14 protein-coding genes are annotated in these 13,579 nt (G+C 73.8%); 9 read left to right on the top strand and 5 right to left on the bottom strand.

Annotation, left to right across the window (positions count from 1 at the left end; all coding sequences use genetic code 11):
* Positions 1 to 17: 17 nt before the first annotated feature.
* The gene (locus tag LZG04_RS18555; RefSeq protein ID WP_233818635.1) at positions 18 to 2,723 is read right to left on the bottom strand and encodes an XRE family transcriptional regulator; all 2,706 of its coding nucleotides are present in this window, start codon (positions 2,721 to 2,723) and stop codon (positions 18 to 20) included.
* A gap of 240 nt (positions 2,724 to 2,963) precedes the next feature.
* On the opposite strand from LZG04_RS18555, the gene LZG04_RS18560 reads away from it, so the two are divergent.
* Positions 2,964 to 3,494 (top strand): AAA family ATPase, encoded by a 531-nt coding sequence (locus LZG04_RS18560; RefSeq protein ID WP_233818637.1) that lies wholly within the window; start codon positions 2,964 to 2,966, stop codon positions 3,492 to 3,494.
* Positions 3,495 to 3,566: 72 nt separating this feature from the next.
* On the opposite strand, the gene LZG04_RS18565 is transcribed toward LZG04_RS18560, so the two are convergent.
* Entirely contained in the window at positions 3,567 to 4,739 is a 1,173-nt protein-coding gene (locus tag LZG04_RS18565; protein ID WP_233818639.1) for an ROK family transcriptional regulator, read from the bottom strand.
* Positions 4,740 to 4,800: 61 nt separating this feature from the next.
* Here LZG04_RS18565 and xylA point away from each other — a divergent pair, with 61 nt between their 5' ends.
* Together xylA and LZG04_RS18575 are read left to right on the top strand one after the other, a co-directional pair.
* Positions 4,801 to 5,940 (top strand): xylose isomerase, encoded by a 1,140-nt coding sequence (gene xylA, locus LZG04_RS18570; RefSeq protein WP_233818641.1) that lies wholly within the window; start codon positions 4,801 to 4,803, stop codon positions 5,938 to 5,940.
* Entirely contained in the window at positions 5,940 to 7,319 is a 1,380-nt protein-coding gene (locus LZG04_RS18575; protein ID WP_233818643.1) for a xylulokinase, read from the top strand. The genes xylA and LZG04_RS18575 overlap by 1 nt, the downstream gene beginning before the upstream one ends.
* Before the next feature lie 52 nt (positions 7,320 to 7,371).
* Here LZG04_RS18575 and LZG04_RS18580 read toward each other — a convergent pair whose 3' ends face one another.
* On the bottom strand, positions 7,372 to 8,250 hold the full coding sequence (locus LZG04_RS18580) for an aminoglycoside phosphotransferase family protein (RefSeq protein WP_233818645.1): 879 nt from the start codon (positions 8,248 to 8,250) through the stop codon (positions 7,372 to 7,374).
* Between the two features lie 99 nt (positions 8,251 to 8,349).
* On the opposite strand from LZG04_RS18580, the gene LZG04_RS18585 reads away from it, so the two are divergent.
* Positions 8,350 to 8,961 carry a flavodoxin family protein gene (locus tag LZG04_RS18585; protein ID WP_233818647.1) on the top strand — a complete coding sequence of 204 codons (612 nt, stop codon included), beginning with the start codon at positions 8,350 to 8,352 and terminating at the stop codon, positions 8,959 to 8,961.
* A 13-nt stretch (positions 8,962 to 8,974) separates the two neighbouring features.
* On the opposite strand, the gene LZG04_RS18590 is transcribed toward LZG04_RS18585, so the two are convergent.
* Positions 8,975 to 9,736 (bottom strand): ZIP family metal transporter, encoded by a 762-nt coding sequence (locus LZG04_RS18590; RefSeq protein WP_233818649.1) that lies wholly within the window; start codon positions 9,734 to 9,736, stop codon positions 8,975 to 8,977.
* A 26-nt stretch (positions 9,737 to 9,762) separates the two neighbouring features.
* Here LZG04_RS18590 and LZG04_RS18595 point away from each other — a divergent pair, with 26 nt between their 5' ends.
* Positions 9,763 to 10,770 carry an NAD-dependent epimerase/dehydratase family protein gene (locus LZG04_RS18595; RefSeq protein ID WP_233818651.1) on the top strand — a complete coding sequence of 336 codons (1,008 nt, stop codon included), beginning with the start codon at positions 9,763 to 9,765 and terminating at the stop codon, positions 10,768 to 10,770.
* Between the two features lie 3 nt (positions 10,771 to 10,773).
* Here LZG04_RS18595 and LZG04_RS18600 read toward each other — a convergent pair whose 3' ends face one another.
* Positions 10,774 to 11,019: a DUF6480 family protein gene (locus LZG04_RS18600; protein WP_233818653.1), complete on the bottom strand. Its 246-nt coding sequence runs from the start codon at positions 11,017 to 11,019 to the stop codon at positions 10,774 to 10,776.
* A gap of 76 nt (positions 11,020 to 11,095) precedes the next feature.
* Between LZG04_RS18600 and LZG04_RS18605 the strand changes: the two genes are divergently transcribed.
* Genes LZG04_RS18605 through LZG04_RS18620 form a run of 4 tightly spaced genes read left to right on the top strand, consistent with a single transcriptional unit; the run spans position 11,096 to position 13,170 of the window.
* A complete protein-coding gene (locus LZG04_RS18605) occupies positions 11,096 to 11,668 on the top strand; it encodes a nucleotidyltransferase family protein (RefSeq protein WP_233818655.1) in 573 nt (190 codons plus the stop codon).
* Positions 11,665 to 11,913, top strand: a complete 249-nt coding sequence (locus LZG04_RS18610) for a BON domain-containing protein (RefSeq protein ID WP_073895388.1) — start codon at positions 11,665 to 11,667, stop codon at positions 11,911 to 11,913. Before LZG04_RS18605 ends, LZG04_RS18610 begins: the two co-directional genes overlap by 4 nt.
* On the top strand, positions 11,910 to 12,638 hold the full coding sequence (locus LZG04_RS18615; protein ID WP_233818657.1) for a metallophosphoesterase: 729 nt from the start codon (positions 11,910 to 11,912) through the stop codon (positions 12,636 to 12,638). The genes LZG04_RS18610 and LZG04_RS18615 overlap by 4 nt, the downstream gene beginning before the upstream one ends.
* A 4-nt stretch (positions 12,639 to 12,642) precedes the next feature.
* Positions 12,643 to 13,170, top strand: coding sequence for a hypothetical protein (locus LZG04_RS18620; RefSeq protein ID WP_233818659.1), 528 nt, complete (start codon positions 12,643 to 12,645; stop codon positions 13,168 to 13,170).
* The last annotated feature ends 409 nt before the right edge of the window (positions 13,171 to 13,579 follow it).

Raw genomic sequence — 13,579 nt, forward strand, 5'->3', positions numbered from 1 at the left:
CCGCGCCCGCCCGCCAATCAACGGCACGGTCGGCGGTACTCCAGCGCGCCGACGTACTGCTGCCACTCCTCGCGGGTGATGTGGGTCGTGACGCCGGCGCACATCTCGCGCACCGCCGTGGCGAAGTCGAACTCCCAGGACCGCGTGGTGCCGTTCGACTTCGACGTCACCACGCTGGTCGCGGTGTCGCCGAAGCCCACCGCGTAGACGCCCTGGGTGAGCCCGTTGATCCGGCCGCGCTCCACCGGCCGCCGCGGGTCCGACACGTCCCACAAGGCCACCTTGTCCTGCGCCCCGACGGTGGCCAGCGCGTCGCCGAGCCGGTGGAAGCCCAGCGCCTGGATCGCGCCCCGGTGAGCCTTGCCCGACCACAGCTCGGCGGGCTTGGACCGGTCCGTCACGTCGTAGAGCCGGACCTCGCCCTTGCCGGTGCCCAGCGCCAGCGTGCGGTGGTCGTGCGACAGGGCCGCCGCGGTGAGGTCGCCCGCGATGTCCAGCTCCACGACCAGGTTTGGTCGCTTCGGGTCGGTCACGTCCCACAGCCGCGCCGCGCCCATGACGTCGAAGGTCACCACGACCTGGCCGTCCGGGCTGTGCACGACGCCGGCGACCGGCCGCGGGTGGTCGCCGGTCAGGTGCGCGCCCTCGACCGGGTGGGCCGGGTCGGACCAGTCCCACACCGTGATCGCGAACGTGTTCGACACGGTGACCAGGGTGCGGGCGCGGGCCGGGTCGAGCGCGATCCGCTCCACCGGGAAGTCGAAGGTGTGCGTGACCTCCGGGGTCAGGTCGGTGACGTCCCAGACCTTCGCCAGCTCGTCGGTCAACGTCGTGCTGAATGCCTGGCCCGCGTCGTTGACGGCGATCGAGGTCACCGTCTCGTCGGCGGGTCCGATCGGGTGCGAGGGCGCCCTCTCGTGCGGCTGCCGCGGTTCGAGGTCCGGGCTGAGCGCCTGGGCGGAGGCGAAGGCCGCGCGGGCGGCGACGTTGAGCTCGCTCGCCGCCCGCGCGCTGAGCACGCCGTTGCGCGTCTCGTCGTTCGGGCTGAGGTCGTGCGCGGCGATGGCGAGCTGGTCGGCCAGCTGCGGGTCGCTGCTGCGCAGGCTTTGCGACTGGTTGGCCACGTACCAGGCGGCCGACGACTTCCAGCCCGCCGCGGCCTCCTTCTGCGCGGTGATCGCGAGGACCACGGCCGTGCCGGCGAACACGAGCAGCACGGCCAGCAGCGCCACGAGCTGGCGCAGCCTGCGGGTGCGCCGGTGGGCGAGCAGCCGTTCCCGGTCGCGTGCCTGGAGGCTCTCGGCGAGGAAGTCGCGCTCCTGGGCGCTCGTGCGCACGCCGTCGCGCTGGGTCCACTCGACCGCGGTGTCCAGCCGCGAACCCCGGTACAGGGCGTCCGGGTCGCGGCCCAGGGACTCCCAGGTGGCGGCGGCCTCGGTGAGCCGGCGCATCGTGCGCAGGCCGTCGCGGTCCTCGGCGAGCCAGCCGCGCAGCCGCGGCCACGAGCGGATCAGCGCCTCGTGCGCGATCTCCACGCTGTCGCGGTCGAGGGTGAGCAGCCGGGCGTGCGCGAGCCGGTCCAGCACCACGTCGACGTCCACGTCGTGGTCGAGCTCGACGCGCGGCAGCCGCCGCTTGGTGTCCTCGGTGCCGTCGCCCAGTGCGGTGAGCCGCAGGAACACCTGCCGCGCCAACGCGCGCTGGTGCCGTTCCAGCGACGTGTAGGTGCGTTCGGCGGTCTGCGCGATGGCGTGCTGGATGCCGCCCGCGGCCTCGTAGCCGGCCAGCGTCAACGTGGTGCCGCGCCGCCGCCGCCAGGTCTCCAGCAACGCGTGCGACATCAGCGGCAGCACGCCGGGCTGGCCGGTGGCGTCCGCGATGAGGCGTGACACCAGGGCCGTCTCGACCGTGCACGACGCCTTCACGGCGGGCTGCATGATCACCTGGCGCAGTTCCTCCGGGCCCATCGGCCCGAGCAGCAACTGGCCGTCGGTCAGCGCCTCCACCAGCGCCGGGTGCTGCGCGCAGTGCCCGTAGAAGTCGGCCCGCACGCCGATGACGACCTTGCAGCGGGACGTCAGCAGGGCGTCGATGTAGCCGGCGCGCCGGTCGGCGTCCGGCCACAGCGTGAAGACCTCTTCGAACTGGTCCACGATCAGCAGGTCGACGTCCAGGTCGGGGTCGGCGGTCTCGCTGGGCGAGGTGACCACGACCCGGCCGGTCATCCGCGGCACCAGGCCGGCGCGCAGCAGCGAGGACTTGCCCGCGCCCGACGCGCCGAACACCGCGACGAACCGGCGGTGCGCGATGCGCTGCTCCAGGTCGTCCAGCAGGTGGTCGCGGCCGAAGAACCACTCGGCGTCCTCGGTGCCGTAGGCGGCCAGGCCCGCGTACGGCGGGTGGCCCTCGTCGGCGGCCGGCCCGGAGCCGGGCAGCACCTCCGCGGCGACCTGCCGCCAGCGGTCCTCCCACTCGGCCACGTCGCCCTCGCAGGCGCGCACGTAGGCCAGCGTCACCGCGAGCGTGGGCAGCTTGCGGCCGCCCGCCGCGTCGGACAGCGTGGTCGCCGAGTAGTGGGCCCGCGCGCCGAGCTGCCGGTAGCTGTGCCCGCCCGCCTTGTCCCGCAGCGCCCTGAGGTCGGCGGCGAACCTGAGCAACGGGCTGTCGCCGACGTCCAACGGGCGCTCTCCACGCGGCAACCGGTCCACCCCCTGGCGTCTCACGACGATTGTCCGCACCGACAAACGTGCCGTCCAGGCTGTCAGACGAGCGCCCCCGGCGTGGCCTCTTCGGGTGACTGCATTCGGGTGAAGCGGGTCGGGGCGTTCCGCCGGCACGTGCCCGCTCGCGGTGGCTCCGACGACCGGGGGAGTGGTGCCTTTGCGCTGGTCAGGGGTTCGACGTGGGTCTCACTGGCGTGGCCTGCGGTTCGCTCGCGTGAGCGTCCGGCTACTCTGGGTGGGATGCCGCGTTTGATCGCCTTGAACGGTCCGCCCGGGTGCGGGAAGTCGACCATCGCCCGCCGTTACGCCGAGGACCACCCGCCCGCGCTGGCGCTGGACGTGGACCGGGTGCGCGACCTGATCGCCGGCGACCTCGGCGAGGCGGGCCGGCTGGCGCGTGACATCGCCATCGCCGCCGCCCGCGTGCACCTGACGTCCGGCCACGACGTGATCGTGCCCCAGTTCCTGGGCCGCCCGGAGTTCCTGGACCGCCTGTCCGCCCTGGCCGCCGAGCTGGACGTGCCGTACTACGAGGTCGTCCTGCTCGACTCCGAGGACAACGCGATCCGCCGCTTCACCGAGCGCGGCACCGTCCAGGCGACCCCGGCCGAGCTGTCGGCGATGTACGACAACCTGCAACGGATCATCACCGCCCGCTCACCCCACGTGATCCCCTCCGTGGAAGGTGACCCAGCCCACACCTACCAGGCGCTCCTGGCCGTCCTGAACGGTCAACTCGGGGTGCCTGAGCGTTCGACACGCGCGACCTGAACGTAGGACTCGCGCGAGAGTCCTACGTTCAGGACGCGTGTGTCCTACGTTCGGAACACCCGAGTTGAACGTTCAGGACAGCACGGACGTCACGTAGGGGTCGGGGTCGGCCAGGATCGCGCGGACGGCGGTGGTCGCCGCGCCACGCATCGCGGCCTCCGCGCCCAACGACGACGCCACCACCCGAACGGGTGACCACTCGGCGCTGACCACCCGACGGTCCAGCTCCGCGTGCAACGGCTCCTGCAACCACGGCTCCAGCCGGGCGTACGTGCCGCCCAGCACCACGGTCGGCAGGTCCAGCAGGTTCACCGCGCCCGACAGCGCCACGCCCAACCACCGCGCCGCCGAACGCACCGCCGTCGTGGCCGCGCGATCACCGGCCGCCAGCCGGGCCAGCAGCTCGTCCACCCCCGTCACGCCCGCCGCGCGCACGATCTCGTCCTGCCCGGCCAGCCGCTCCAGGCACCCCCGCGACCCGCACGCGCACGCTGGCCCGCGCGGGTCGACCGACAGGTGCCCGATCTCGCCGCCGAACCCGGACACGCCCTCGAACAGCGCACCGCCCACCACGATGCCCGCGCCGATGCCGATCTCACCCGAGATGTGCAGGAAGTCCGCCGCCACGTCCCCGTGCCACAGCTCGGCCAACGCGGCCAAGTTCGCCTCGTTGCCCACCAGCACCGGCACGTCCAGCGCCAGCCGGCGGGTCAGCTCGCCCCGGATGTCCACCTCGCGCCAGCCCAGGTTCGGCGCGAGCCGCAGCGACCCGCCCGCCACCTCCACCAGACCGGGCACGGCCACGCCCACCCCGCCGATCGGCACGTCGTGCTTCGCCGCCGTGCGCACCGCCGCCGCCACCTTGGCCAGCACCCGGGCGGGGCTGGAGGCACGATTGTCGCCGGGGCGCAGCCACCGCGCCCGCACCCGTCCGGTGAGGTCGACCAGGCACGTGGCCAGGTAGTCGACCCCGATCTCCACGCCGAGCCCGTGCGGGCCGGTGGGGGACAGGTGCAACGCCGTGCCGCGCCGCCCGGGGCCGGTCCTGGCCTCCGCCTCGCCCTCGGCGACGAGCCCCGCGCCGATCATCCGGTCGACGAGGCTCGACACGGTCGCCTTGGTGAGGCCGGTGCGGGCGGCCACGGCCGCGCGCGACGAGCCGGGTGCCTCGGCGATGGCGTCGAGCACCAGTGCGGAGTTGTGCCGTCGCACGGTGTGCTGGCTCGCGGGCTGCGGTCTGGACACCACTGGATCGTAGCGGCTGAGTGCGATAAGTTCAGGCATCAAACTTATTGGAGGTGTCCTCGTGGACAAGTTCAGCTTCGGTCTGTGGACGGTCGGCTGGCCGGGTCGCGACCCGTTCGGCGACGCGACCCGCCCCCCGCTGGACGTGCCGCTCGCGGTGCGCAAGCTCGCGGAACTCGGCGCGTGGGGCGTCACGTTCCACGACGACGACCTGGTGCCGTTCGGCGCGGACGCCGCGGAGGCGTCCAAGCGGGTCTCCGCGTTCCGCGCGGCGTTGGACGAGACCGGCCTGGTCGTGCCCATGGTGACCACCAACCTGTTCACCCACCCGGTGTTCAAGGACGGCGGCTTCACCAGCAACGACCGCTCGGTGCGCCGGTTCGCGCTGCGCAAGGTGCTGCGCAACCTGGAGCTCGCGGCCGAGCTCGGCGCGCAGACCATCGTCATGTGGGGTGGCCGGGAGGGCTCCGAGGTCGACGCGGGCAAGCCCGTCGCCTCCGCCCTGGACCGCTACCGCGAGGCCGTGGACACGGTCGCGCAGTACTCGGTCGACCAGGGCTACGGCTTCCGCTTCGCGCTGGAGCCCAAGCCCAACGAGCCCCGCGGCGACATCCTGCTGCCGACGATCGGGCACGCCCTGGCGTTCATCTCGACGCTGGAGCACCACGAGCTGTTCGGCGTGAACCCCGAGGTCGGCCACGAGCAGATGGCGGGCCTCAACTTCGTGCACGGCATCGGCCAGGCGCTGTGGCAGGGCAAGCTGTTCCACATCGACCTCAACGGCCAGAAGGGCCCGCGCTACGACCAGGACTTCGTGTTCGGCCAGGGCGACCTGCTGTCCGCGTTCTTCCTGGTCGACCTGCTGGAGAACGGCGGCTACGACGGCCCCCGGCACTTCGACTACAAGCCGCTGCGCACCGAGGACTTCGACGGCGTGTGGGAGAGCGCCGCGGCCAACATGCGCACCTACAAGCTGCTGCGCGAGCGGGCGGCGGCGTTCCGCGCCGACCCCGAGGTGCAGGAGGCGCTGAAGTACAGCGGCGTGTACGAGCTGGGCGAGTCGACCCTGAACGAGGGCGAGTCGATCGCGGACTTCCTCAAGGCCGACGAGGACTTCGCCGCGTCGACCGCCGCCGAGCGCGGCTTCGGGTTCGTGCGCCTGGCGCAGCTGGCGACCGAGCACCTGCTGGGCGCGCGCTGATGGCGCTCGTCGCGGGCGTCGACTCGTCCACCCAGTCCTGCAAGGTTGTGGTCCGCGACGCGGACACCGGCGCCCTTGTGCGACAAGGGCGGGCGACGCACCCGGCGGGCACCGAGGTGCACCCCTCCGCCTGGTGGGACGCCCTCCAGACGGCCATCGCGGACGCGGGCGGCCTGGACGACGTGGCCGCCGTGTCGGTGGCCGCGCAGCAGCACGGCATGGTGACGCTCGACGAGTCCGGTGAGGTCGTGCGGCCGGCGCTGCTGTGGAACGACACCCGTTCCGCGGCGGCGGCGGTCGAGCTCACCACCGAGCTGGGCGGTCCGGACAAGTGGGCGGACGCGGTCGGCAGCGTGCTGGTCGCCTCGCTCACCGTGACCAAGCTGCGGTGGCTCGCGACCAACGAGCCGGAGTCCGCCGCCCGCACGGCGGCGGTCTGCCTGCCGCACGACTGGCTGACGTGGAAGCTGTCCGGCGCCACGTCGCTGGACGCGCTGACCACCGACCGCAGCGACGCCAGCGGCACGGGCTACTGGTCCCCGTCCACGGAGGACTACCGGCCGGACCTGCTCGAGCTGGCGCTGGGCAAGGTCGTCGCCGTGCCGCGCGTGGTCGGCCCGGCGGAGCTGGTCGGCGGCCGGTTCGGCGCGGGCGCGGGCGACAACGCGGCGGCGGCCCTGGGCGTGCAGGCCCAGCCGGGTGACGTGGTGGTGTCCATCGGCACGTCCGGCACGGCGTTCGCGCGCCGGACGAGCCCGGTCACCGACGGCACCGGCATCGTCAACGGGTTCGCCGACGCCGAGGGCGGCCACCTGCCGCTCGTGGCCACCCTGAACGCGTCACGGGTGCTCACGGCGACGTCGTCGGTGCTCGGGGTCGACCTGGCGGACCTGTCCGACCTGGCCCTGAGCGCGCCCGCGGGCGCCGACGGGCTGGTGCTCGTGCCGTACCTGGAGGGGGAGCGGACGCCGAACAAGCCCGACTCCACCGGCGCGCTGCACGGCATGCGGCTGGACACCATGACCCCGGCGCACCTGGCGCGCGCCGCGGTCGAGGGCCTGCTGTGCAGCCTGGCGGACGCGATCGACGCGTTGCGGGCGCTGGGCATGCCGGTCACGCGGGTGCTGCTGATCGGCGGCGGGGCCCGCATGCCCGCCGTCCAGCGGCTCGCGCCCGCGGTGTTCGGCTGCCCGGTCGTGGTGCCGTCGCCGAGCGAGTACGTGGCCGACGGCGCGGCCAGGCAGGCGGCGTGGGCGGTCGGCGGGGCGGACACCCCGCCGCTGTGGTCGGAACTGGCGTCGACCTCGGTCGAGGCCGACCCGACCCCGTGGGTCCGGGAGCGCTACGCCGCCGCCCGCGACCTGACCGTCAACCGGTAGGGACGTACCCGTCGGGAAGGGGCCTCCGCTTCCGGGGCCCCTTCCCCGCTGGTCAGGGGGCGTCCCCGAGCACTTCCTCGACCACCCGCCGCGCGTCCTCGTCGCCGCTCGCGAGCGTGATCAGGGCCTTCCACAACGCCCATCCCCGCGCCCGCGCCCACGTCGCGTCGTCCAACCCGACCGCCTCGCGGAACGCCCGCCTGCTCTCACCCGAGAACATCGTCCACGCGATCACCAGGTCGCAGGCCGGGTCGCCGACGCCGGACGTGCCGAAGTCGATCACCGCGACCAGCTTCCCGCCATCGACCAGCAGGTTCCCGCTCGCGATGTCGCCGTGGAACCACACCGGCGGCCCGGACCACTCCGGCGCGCCCAGCGCGTCCTCCCACACCGCCGCCGCCCGCGCCGTGTCGACCTGCCCCTCCACCACGGCCAGCGCCCGCCGCGTCCCGTCGTCGTAGTGGCCCGGCGACGCGCCCCGGTAGAAGCTGTGCGCACCCGCCTCCGGCCCGTCCGACGCGTCGACGCGGTGCAGCGCGCGGATGAAGTCGGCGATCGAGACCGCGAACCCGGCCAGGTCGTCCACCCGGTCCGGTGACGCCGTGCGCCCGTCCAACCAGCGCCGGACCGACCACCGGAACGGGTAGCCCTCACCGGGCTCGCCCAGGGCCAGCGGCACCGGCACGGGCACCGGCAGCGACGGCGCGAGCACGGGCAGCCACCGGTGCTCCTTCTCCACGGCGGGCGCGTAGCCCTCGGCGGTCGGCAGGCGCACCGTCATGTCGTCGCCCAGCCGGTACGTGCGGTTGTCCCACCCGTCGACCTCGACGGGTCTGACCGGCAGCCCGGCCCACCGCGGGAACTGGCGCGCGACCAGGCGGCGCACGAGCCCGGCGTCGATGCCGGCGCGTCCGTCGGGGATGTCGACCATGCCCCGAGCCTGGCCACCCGGCGGCCGGGTCGGCAACGCATTTTCCGGCCCACCGGGGGTAGCCGACCAGGTGGCCGACCGGAAGCGGAGGTGCCCGCCATGAAGGCCGTGGTGCTCAACTGCACGCTGAAGAAGTCGCCCGACCGGTCCAACACGCAACTGCTGGCCGACGTCGTGGTCAAGGCGCTGGAGGGACGCGGCGTCGAGGTGCGGGCGTTCCGGGTGGTGGACCACGACGTGCCGCCGGGGGTCGTCACCGACCTGGGCGAGGGCGACGAGTGGCCGATGCTGCACGACGAGCTGCTCGCCGCCGAGATCCTGGTCATCGCCACGCCGACCTGGGTGGGCCACCCGTCGTCGGTCGCGCAGCGCGTGATCGAGCGGATGGACGCGATGATCTCCGAGCAGGACGCCGACGGTCGACCGGTCGCCTACAACCGGGTGGCGGGCGTCGTGGTGACCGGCAACGAGGACGGCGCGCACCACGTGATCAGCGAGGTGTCCGGCGCGCTGGTCGACATCGGCTACACCATCCCCGGCCAGTCGTGGACCTACTGGAACATGGGGCCGGGCCCCGGCCCGGACTACCCGGACACCGTCCACGGCCACGAGTGGTCCCGCAGCACGGGCGAAGCGATGGCGGCCAACCTGCACGCCGTGGCGCGGGCGCTGGCCAGGTCGCCGATCCCGGCGCCGCCGTCGAGCGGCTGAGCCGGTCGTCGCGTCAGGCTTTGGACAGGGCGAACGCGCTCAGGAAGCCGGCCACCGTCACCAGGCCGACCAGCAGGTGGGCGTCGTCGAACGCCTCCGGGATCATGGTGTCGGCCACCATCGACAGGATCGCGCCGCCCGCGAACGCCGTGATGCCGGCCAGCCACTGCGGCGGGGCGTCGGCCAGCAGGCCGTAGCCCGCCATCGCCGCCAGGCCGCTCACCACGGCGATCGAGATCCACAGGCTGAACACGTACCGCCGCGACCGGCCTGCCCGCCGCATGCCCGCCGCCGACGACAACCCCTCCGGCACGTTGCTGATGAACACCGCCGCCACGGTCACCACGCTCACCCCGCCACCGCTGAGCAGGCTCGCCCCGATGACCACCGACTCGGGGATGCCGTCCAGCAGCGCGCCCACCGCGATCGCCGTGCCCGACCCGGCCTGCTCCGACTCCGACGGCTGCAACCCGCCCGACCGCTTGCGGTGGCGCGCGCCCCGCTTGGCCAGCGCCACGTTCGCCGCCGTGTAGACCACCGCGCCGAGCGCGGCACCGCACGCCGTGGGCAGCAGCCCGCCCAGCTCGTGCGCCTCGTCGATCAAATCGAACGACACCGCCGACATCAGCACGCCGCTGCCGAACCCCATCACGGCGGCCACCACGCCCCGCGGCACCCGCGCCAGATAGCCCACGAGCGCACCCAGCAGCAGCGCCGACCCGGCCAGCAACCCCCACCCCGCCGCCTCGAACACGCCGACCTCCCCGTGTCGCACCCGGCCCGCGCGGGTACCCGTCCGCCATGAGGATCGTCGTCACCGGCGCCACCGGCAATCTGGGCACCGCCCTGGTGCGCCGTCTCGCCGACGAACCGGACATGACCGTGCACGGCATCTCCCGCCGGGGCCCGCGCGTCGAACCGCCCTACGACACCATCACGTGGACGCCGGTCGACATCAGCCGCGACGGCGCGGAGGAACCGCTCGCGGAGGCGTTCCGCGACGCCGACGCCGTCGTGCACCTCGCCTGGCGCATCCAACCCGGCCACGACGAGCGCCTCCTGTACCGCACGAACGTCGCCGGCAGCGACCGCGTGTTCACCGCCGCCGCGAAGGCGGGCGTGCCGCACCTGGTGCACATGTCGTCGGTCGGCGCGTACTCGCCCGCCTCGAAGAACGGCACCGTGGACGAGACCTGGCCGACCGACGGCCTCTCGGACTCCTACTACAGCCGGCACAAGGCAGCCGTGGAGCACCTGCTCGACCAGGTCGAGCGCGAGCACCCGCACCTGGCCGTCACCCGCGTGCGCCCCGGCCTGATCCTGCAACCGGACGCCGCCGCCGAGATCAAGCGGTACTTCCTCGGCCGGCTCGTCCCGCACGCCCTGTTCCGGGTCCGGCTGCCCGTCCTGCCCCTGCCGCGCACGATGGTGCTCCAGTTCGTGCACGCCGACGACGTGGCCGACGCCGTCGCCAAGATCCTCGCCACCCGCGCGGAGGGCGCGTACAACCTGGTCTCGGAGCCGGTCGTGACGCCGCAGGTGCTCGCGGAGGTCATGCGCACCCGGCACGTGCCGATCCCGCCGGCCGCCCTGCGCACCGCCGCGCGGATCACCTGGCGGCTGCGCCTGCAACCCACCTCGCACGGCTGGGTCGACCTGGCCCTCACCGTGCCGCTGCTGGACGCGACCAAGGCGTTCGCCCGGCTGGGCTGGACGCCCCGGCACAACGCGCGCGACACCCTCCGGCAGCTCCTCGACGGCCTGGCCCGCAAGGAGGGCCTGCCGCCGAGCCCGCCGCTGAGGCCCTGAAGGTCAGGAACCCGCGAACAGGTTCGTCCACCCCATCACCTGCGCCACCACGAACGCCACCGTCAACGCGGTGATGAGCAGCACGGCCACCAGCGTGATGATCGGGCCGCGTCGGGACGGCATCGGCTGCGGGTGCGACAGGCCGGAGGTCTGGCCGGAGTCGGGCGGCGTCTCGCCGGGCGCGACCCCGCCACCGGGTTCCAGACCGGGCGTGCGGGCCGGGTCCGGGTCGGGCGGTGTGGCAGTCATACCGGGTGGACTACCCCGTGTGGACGGCGCTACCCACAGCCGTGTGAAGCGGCAGCCGTACGGGTAGTCACCACGCATGAGCGGTGTCCAAGACGAGTTGCTGCGCACGTTGACCAAGGTGGCCAAGGCCCTGCGCGGGCACGAGATCCCGTTCGCGTTGGCGGGCGGGTGTGCGGTGTACGCCAGAGGCGGACCGGCGACGGAACACGACGTGGACATCCTGGTGCGCGAACAAGACGCCAGCGAGGCGGTGAGCGCGCTCGTCGCGGCCGGCATGCGTGCCGCGACGCCACCGGAGGACTGGCTGCTGAAGGTCTACGACGGCGATTCGCTGGTGGACCTGCTGTTCCGGCCCAACGAGGTCCCGGTGACCGACGAGACGCTCTCGCGCGCGGAGGAGCTGCAGGTGGGCTCCGTCGTGCTCCCCGTCATGCCCGCCACCGAGGTGCTGATCGGCAAGCTGCTCGTCCTCGACGGGCACCGCTGCGACTTCAGCGAGCTGCTGCCGTTCGCCCGCGCGCTGCGCGAGCAGATCGACTGGGAGCGCGTCCGCGAGGCGACCAAGCACTCGCCGTACGCCGAGGCGTTCCTCGTGCTGGTCGAACGCCTCGACCTCCTGCCCACCCCGCTGACCAGGAGCGCCCGATGACCGCAGAGCAATACCTCGCCGCCCGGCTGCGCCAGGCGTTGGCCGAGGACCCGCGCACCACCGAGCTGGGCGTGCGGGTCACCGTGCGGGGCGACCACGTGCTGCTGTCCGGTGACGTGGCCAGCCCCGAGCGCCGCGCCGAGCTGGAAGCCGTGATCCACGACGTGGCCCCGGAGTTGACCGTGCTCGACGACGTGAAGGTGGTGCCGTCCGAAGCCCCGGTCGGCCGAGAGGAGCTTCGATGATCCGCATCGCCGCGGTGGGTGACGTGCACCTGGGCGAAGACGCGCGCGGCCGGCTGCGGCCCGCGCTGGAGGAGCTCGGTGACTGCGCCGACGTGCTGCTGCTGGCGGGCGACCTGACCCGGCACGGCACGGTGTCCGAGGCGCGGGTGGTGGCCGACGAGTTCGGCGGGCTGCCCGTGCCCGTGGTCGCGGTGCTGGGCAACCACGACCACCACGACGACAAGCCGCACGAGGTGTCGGCGGTGCTGCGCGACGCGGGCATCACCGTGCTGGAGGGCGACACCACCACCATCGACGTGAACGGCCACACGTTGGGCGTCGCCGGGGTGAAGGGCTTCGGCGGCGGGTTCGCGGGCAAGTGCGGCAGCGCGTTCGGCGAGCCGGAGATGAAGGCGTTCATCCGGCACACCACCGAGATCGCCGACTCGCTGCGGGCCGCGCTCGGCCGCCTCGACACCGACGTCAAGGTCGCGTTGACGCACTACGCGCCGGTGCCGGACACGTTGCGCGGCGAGCCGCCGGAGATCTACCCGTTCCTCGGCTCGTACCTGCTGGGTGAGGCGATCGACGCGAACAACACCCACCTGGCCGTGCACGGGCACGCGCACTTCGGCAACGAGCACGGCATGACGCCCGGCGGTGTGCGGGTGCGCAACGTCGCACAACCGGTCATCCGATCGGCATACACCGTCTACTGCGTGGAACCCGCCGTAGTGGAGGTGTAGCCGCATGGACGCCGAACCCAGGAGCGAAGGCCCGTCGGTGGTGTGGTCGGGACCGCCCGACGCGCCGGCCGTGGTCGTGCTCGACCCGGCCGGCGTGGGCCGGCACGGCGACCTGCCCGGCACGTGGCGACCGTTGACGGAGTACCTGCAGGTCATGTGGTGCCGGCTGCCCGCCGCCGACGAGCCGTGGCACGAGGTGGACGAGGTGCTGTCGGAGTTCGCCGACCGGTCGGTGCCGGTGCACCTGGTGGCGGGCGCGGCGGCCGGCGCGGGCGTCGGCGAGCTGATCCGGCGGCACCAGGACGTGATCACCTCGGCCCAGACCTTCGCCGCCCCCGTGCCGCTCGGGCACCCGGAGGTGGTGCTGGAGGTGCTGCGCGAGCTGTTGGCCCAGGACGTGGACCCGCGGGCCGGTGAGGCGGGCGAGCAGGCGGCGAACGGCGGCCCCGAGGCGGGATCGCTGCTCGGTGACGCGGCTTCGGCGCTGCGCGGGTCGGTGGGCCGGCTCTTCGACCGGCTGAAGGACGGCTGACGCGCCGGCATGACGGGAAAGGCCCGCGGTTCGCCGCGGGCCTTTCGCCTGCGCCGGGCCAGAGCCGCAGGAACCGCCGGGGAACCCGCGCGAGGGCATGGAAGCACACCTGCGCCGCCACCGATGGGCAGTTGCGCCGGTCGGCGATGGCACCCGGGGCCACCGACGGCCCCTGCGCCGCCGGATCACCCGCAAGCCCCGGCTCGGCGCGAGCGCGGCCAGGCCAAGCACGGTCTGGGCATGCGCGGCTCGGGCGTGCGCGGCTCGGGCGTGCGCGGCTCGGGCGTGTGCGGGCCGGGCGTGTGCCGCCTGGGCGTGCGCCGCCTGGGCGTGCGCCGCCTGGACGTGCGCCGCCTGGACGTGCGCCGCCTGGACGTGCGCCGCCTGGACGTGGGGGCCGCCCCCCCCC

It is taken from the genome of Saccharothrix sp. S26, from assembly GCF_021390395.1.
Lineage (GTDB): Bacteria > Actinomycetota > Actinomycetes > Mycobacteriales > Pseudonocardiaceae > Actinosynnema.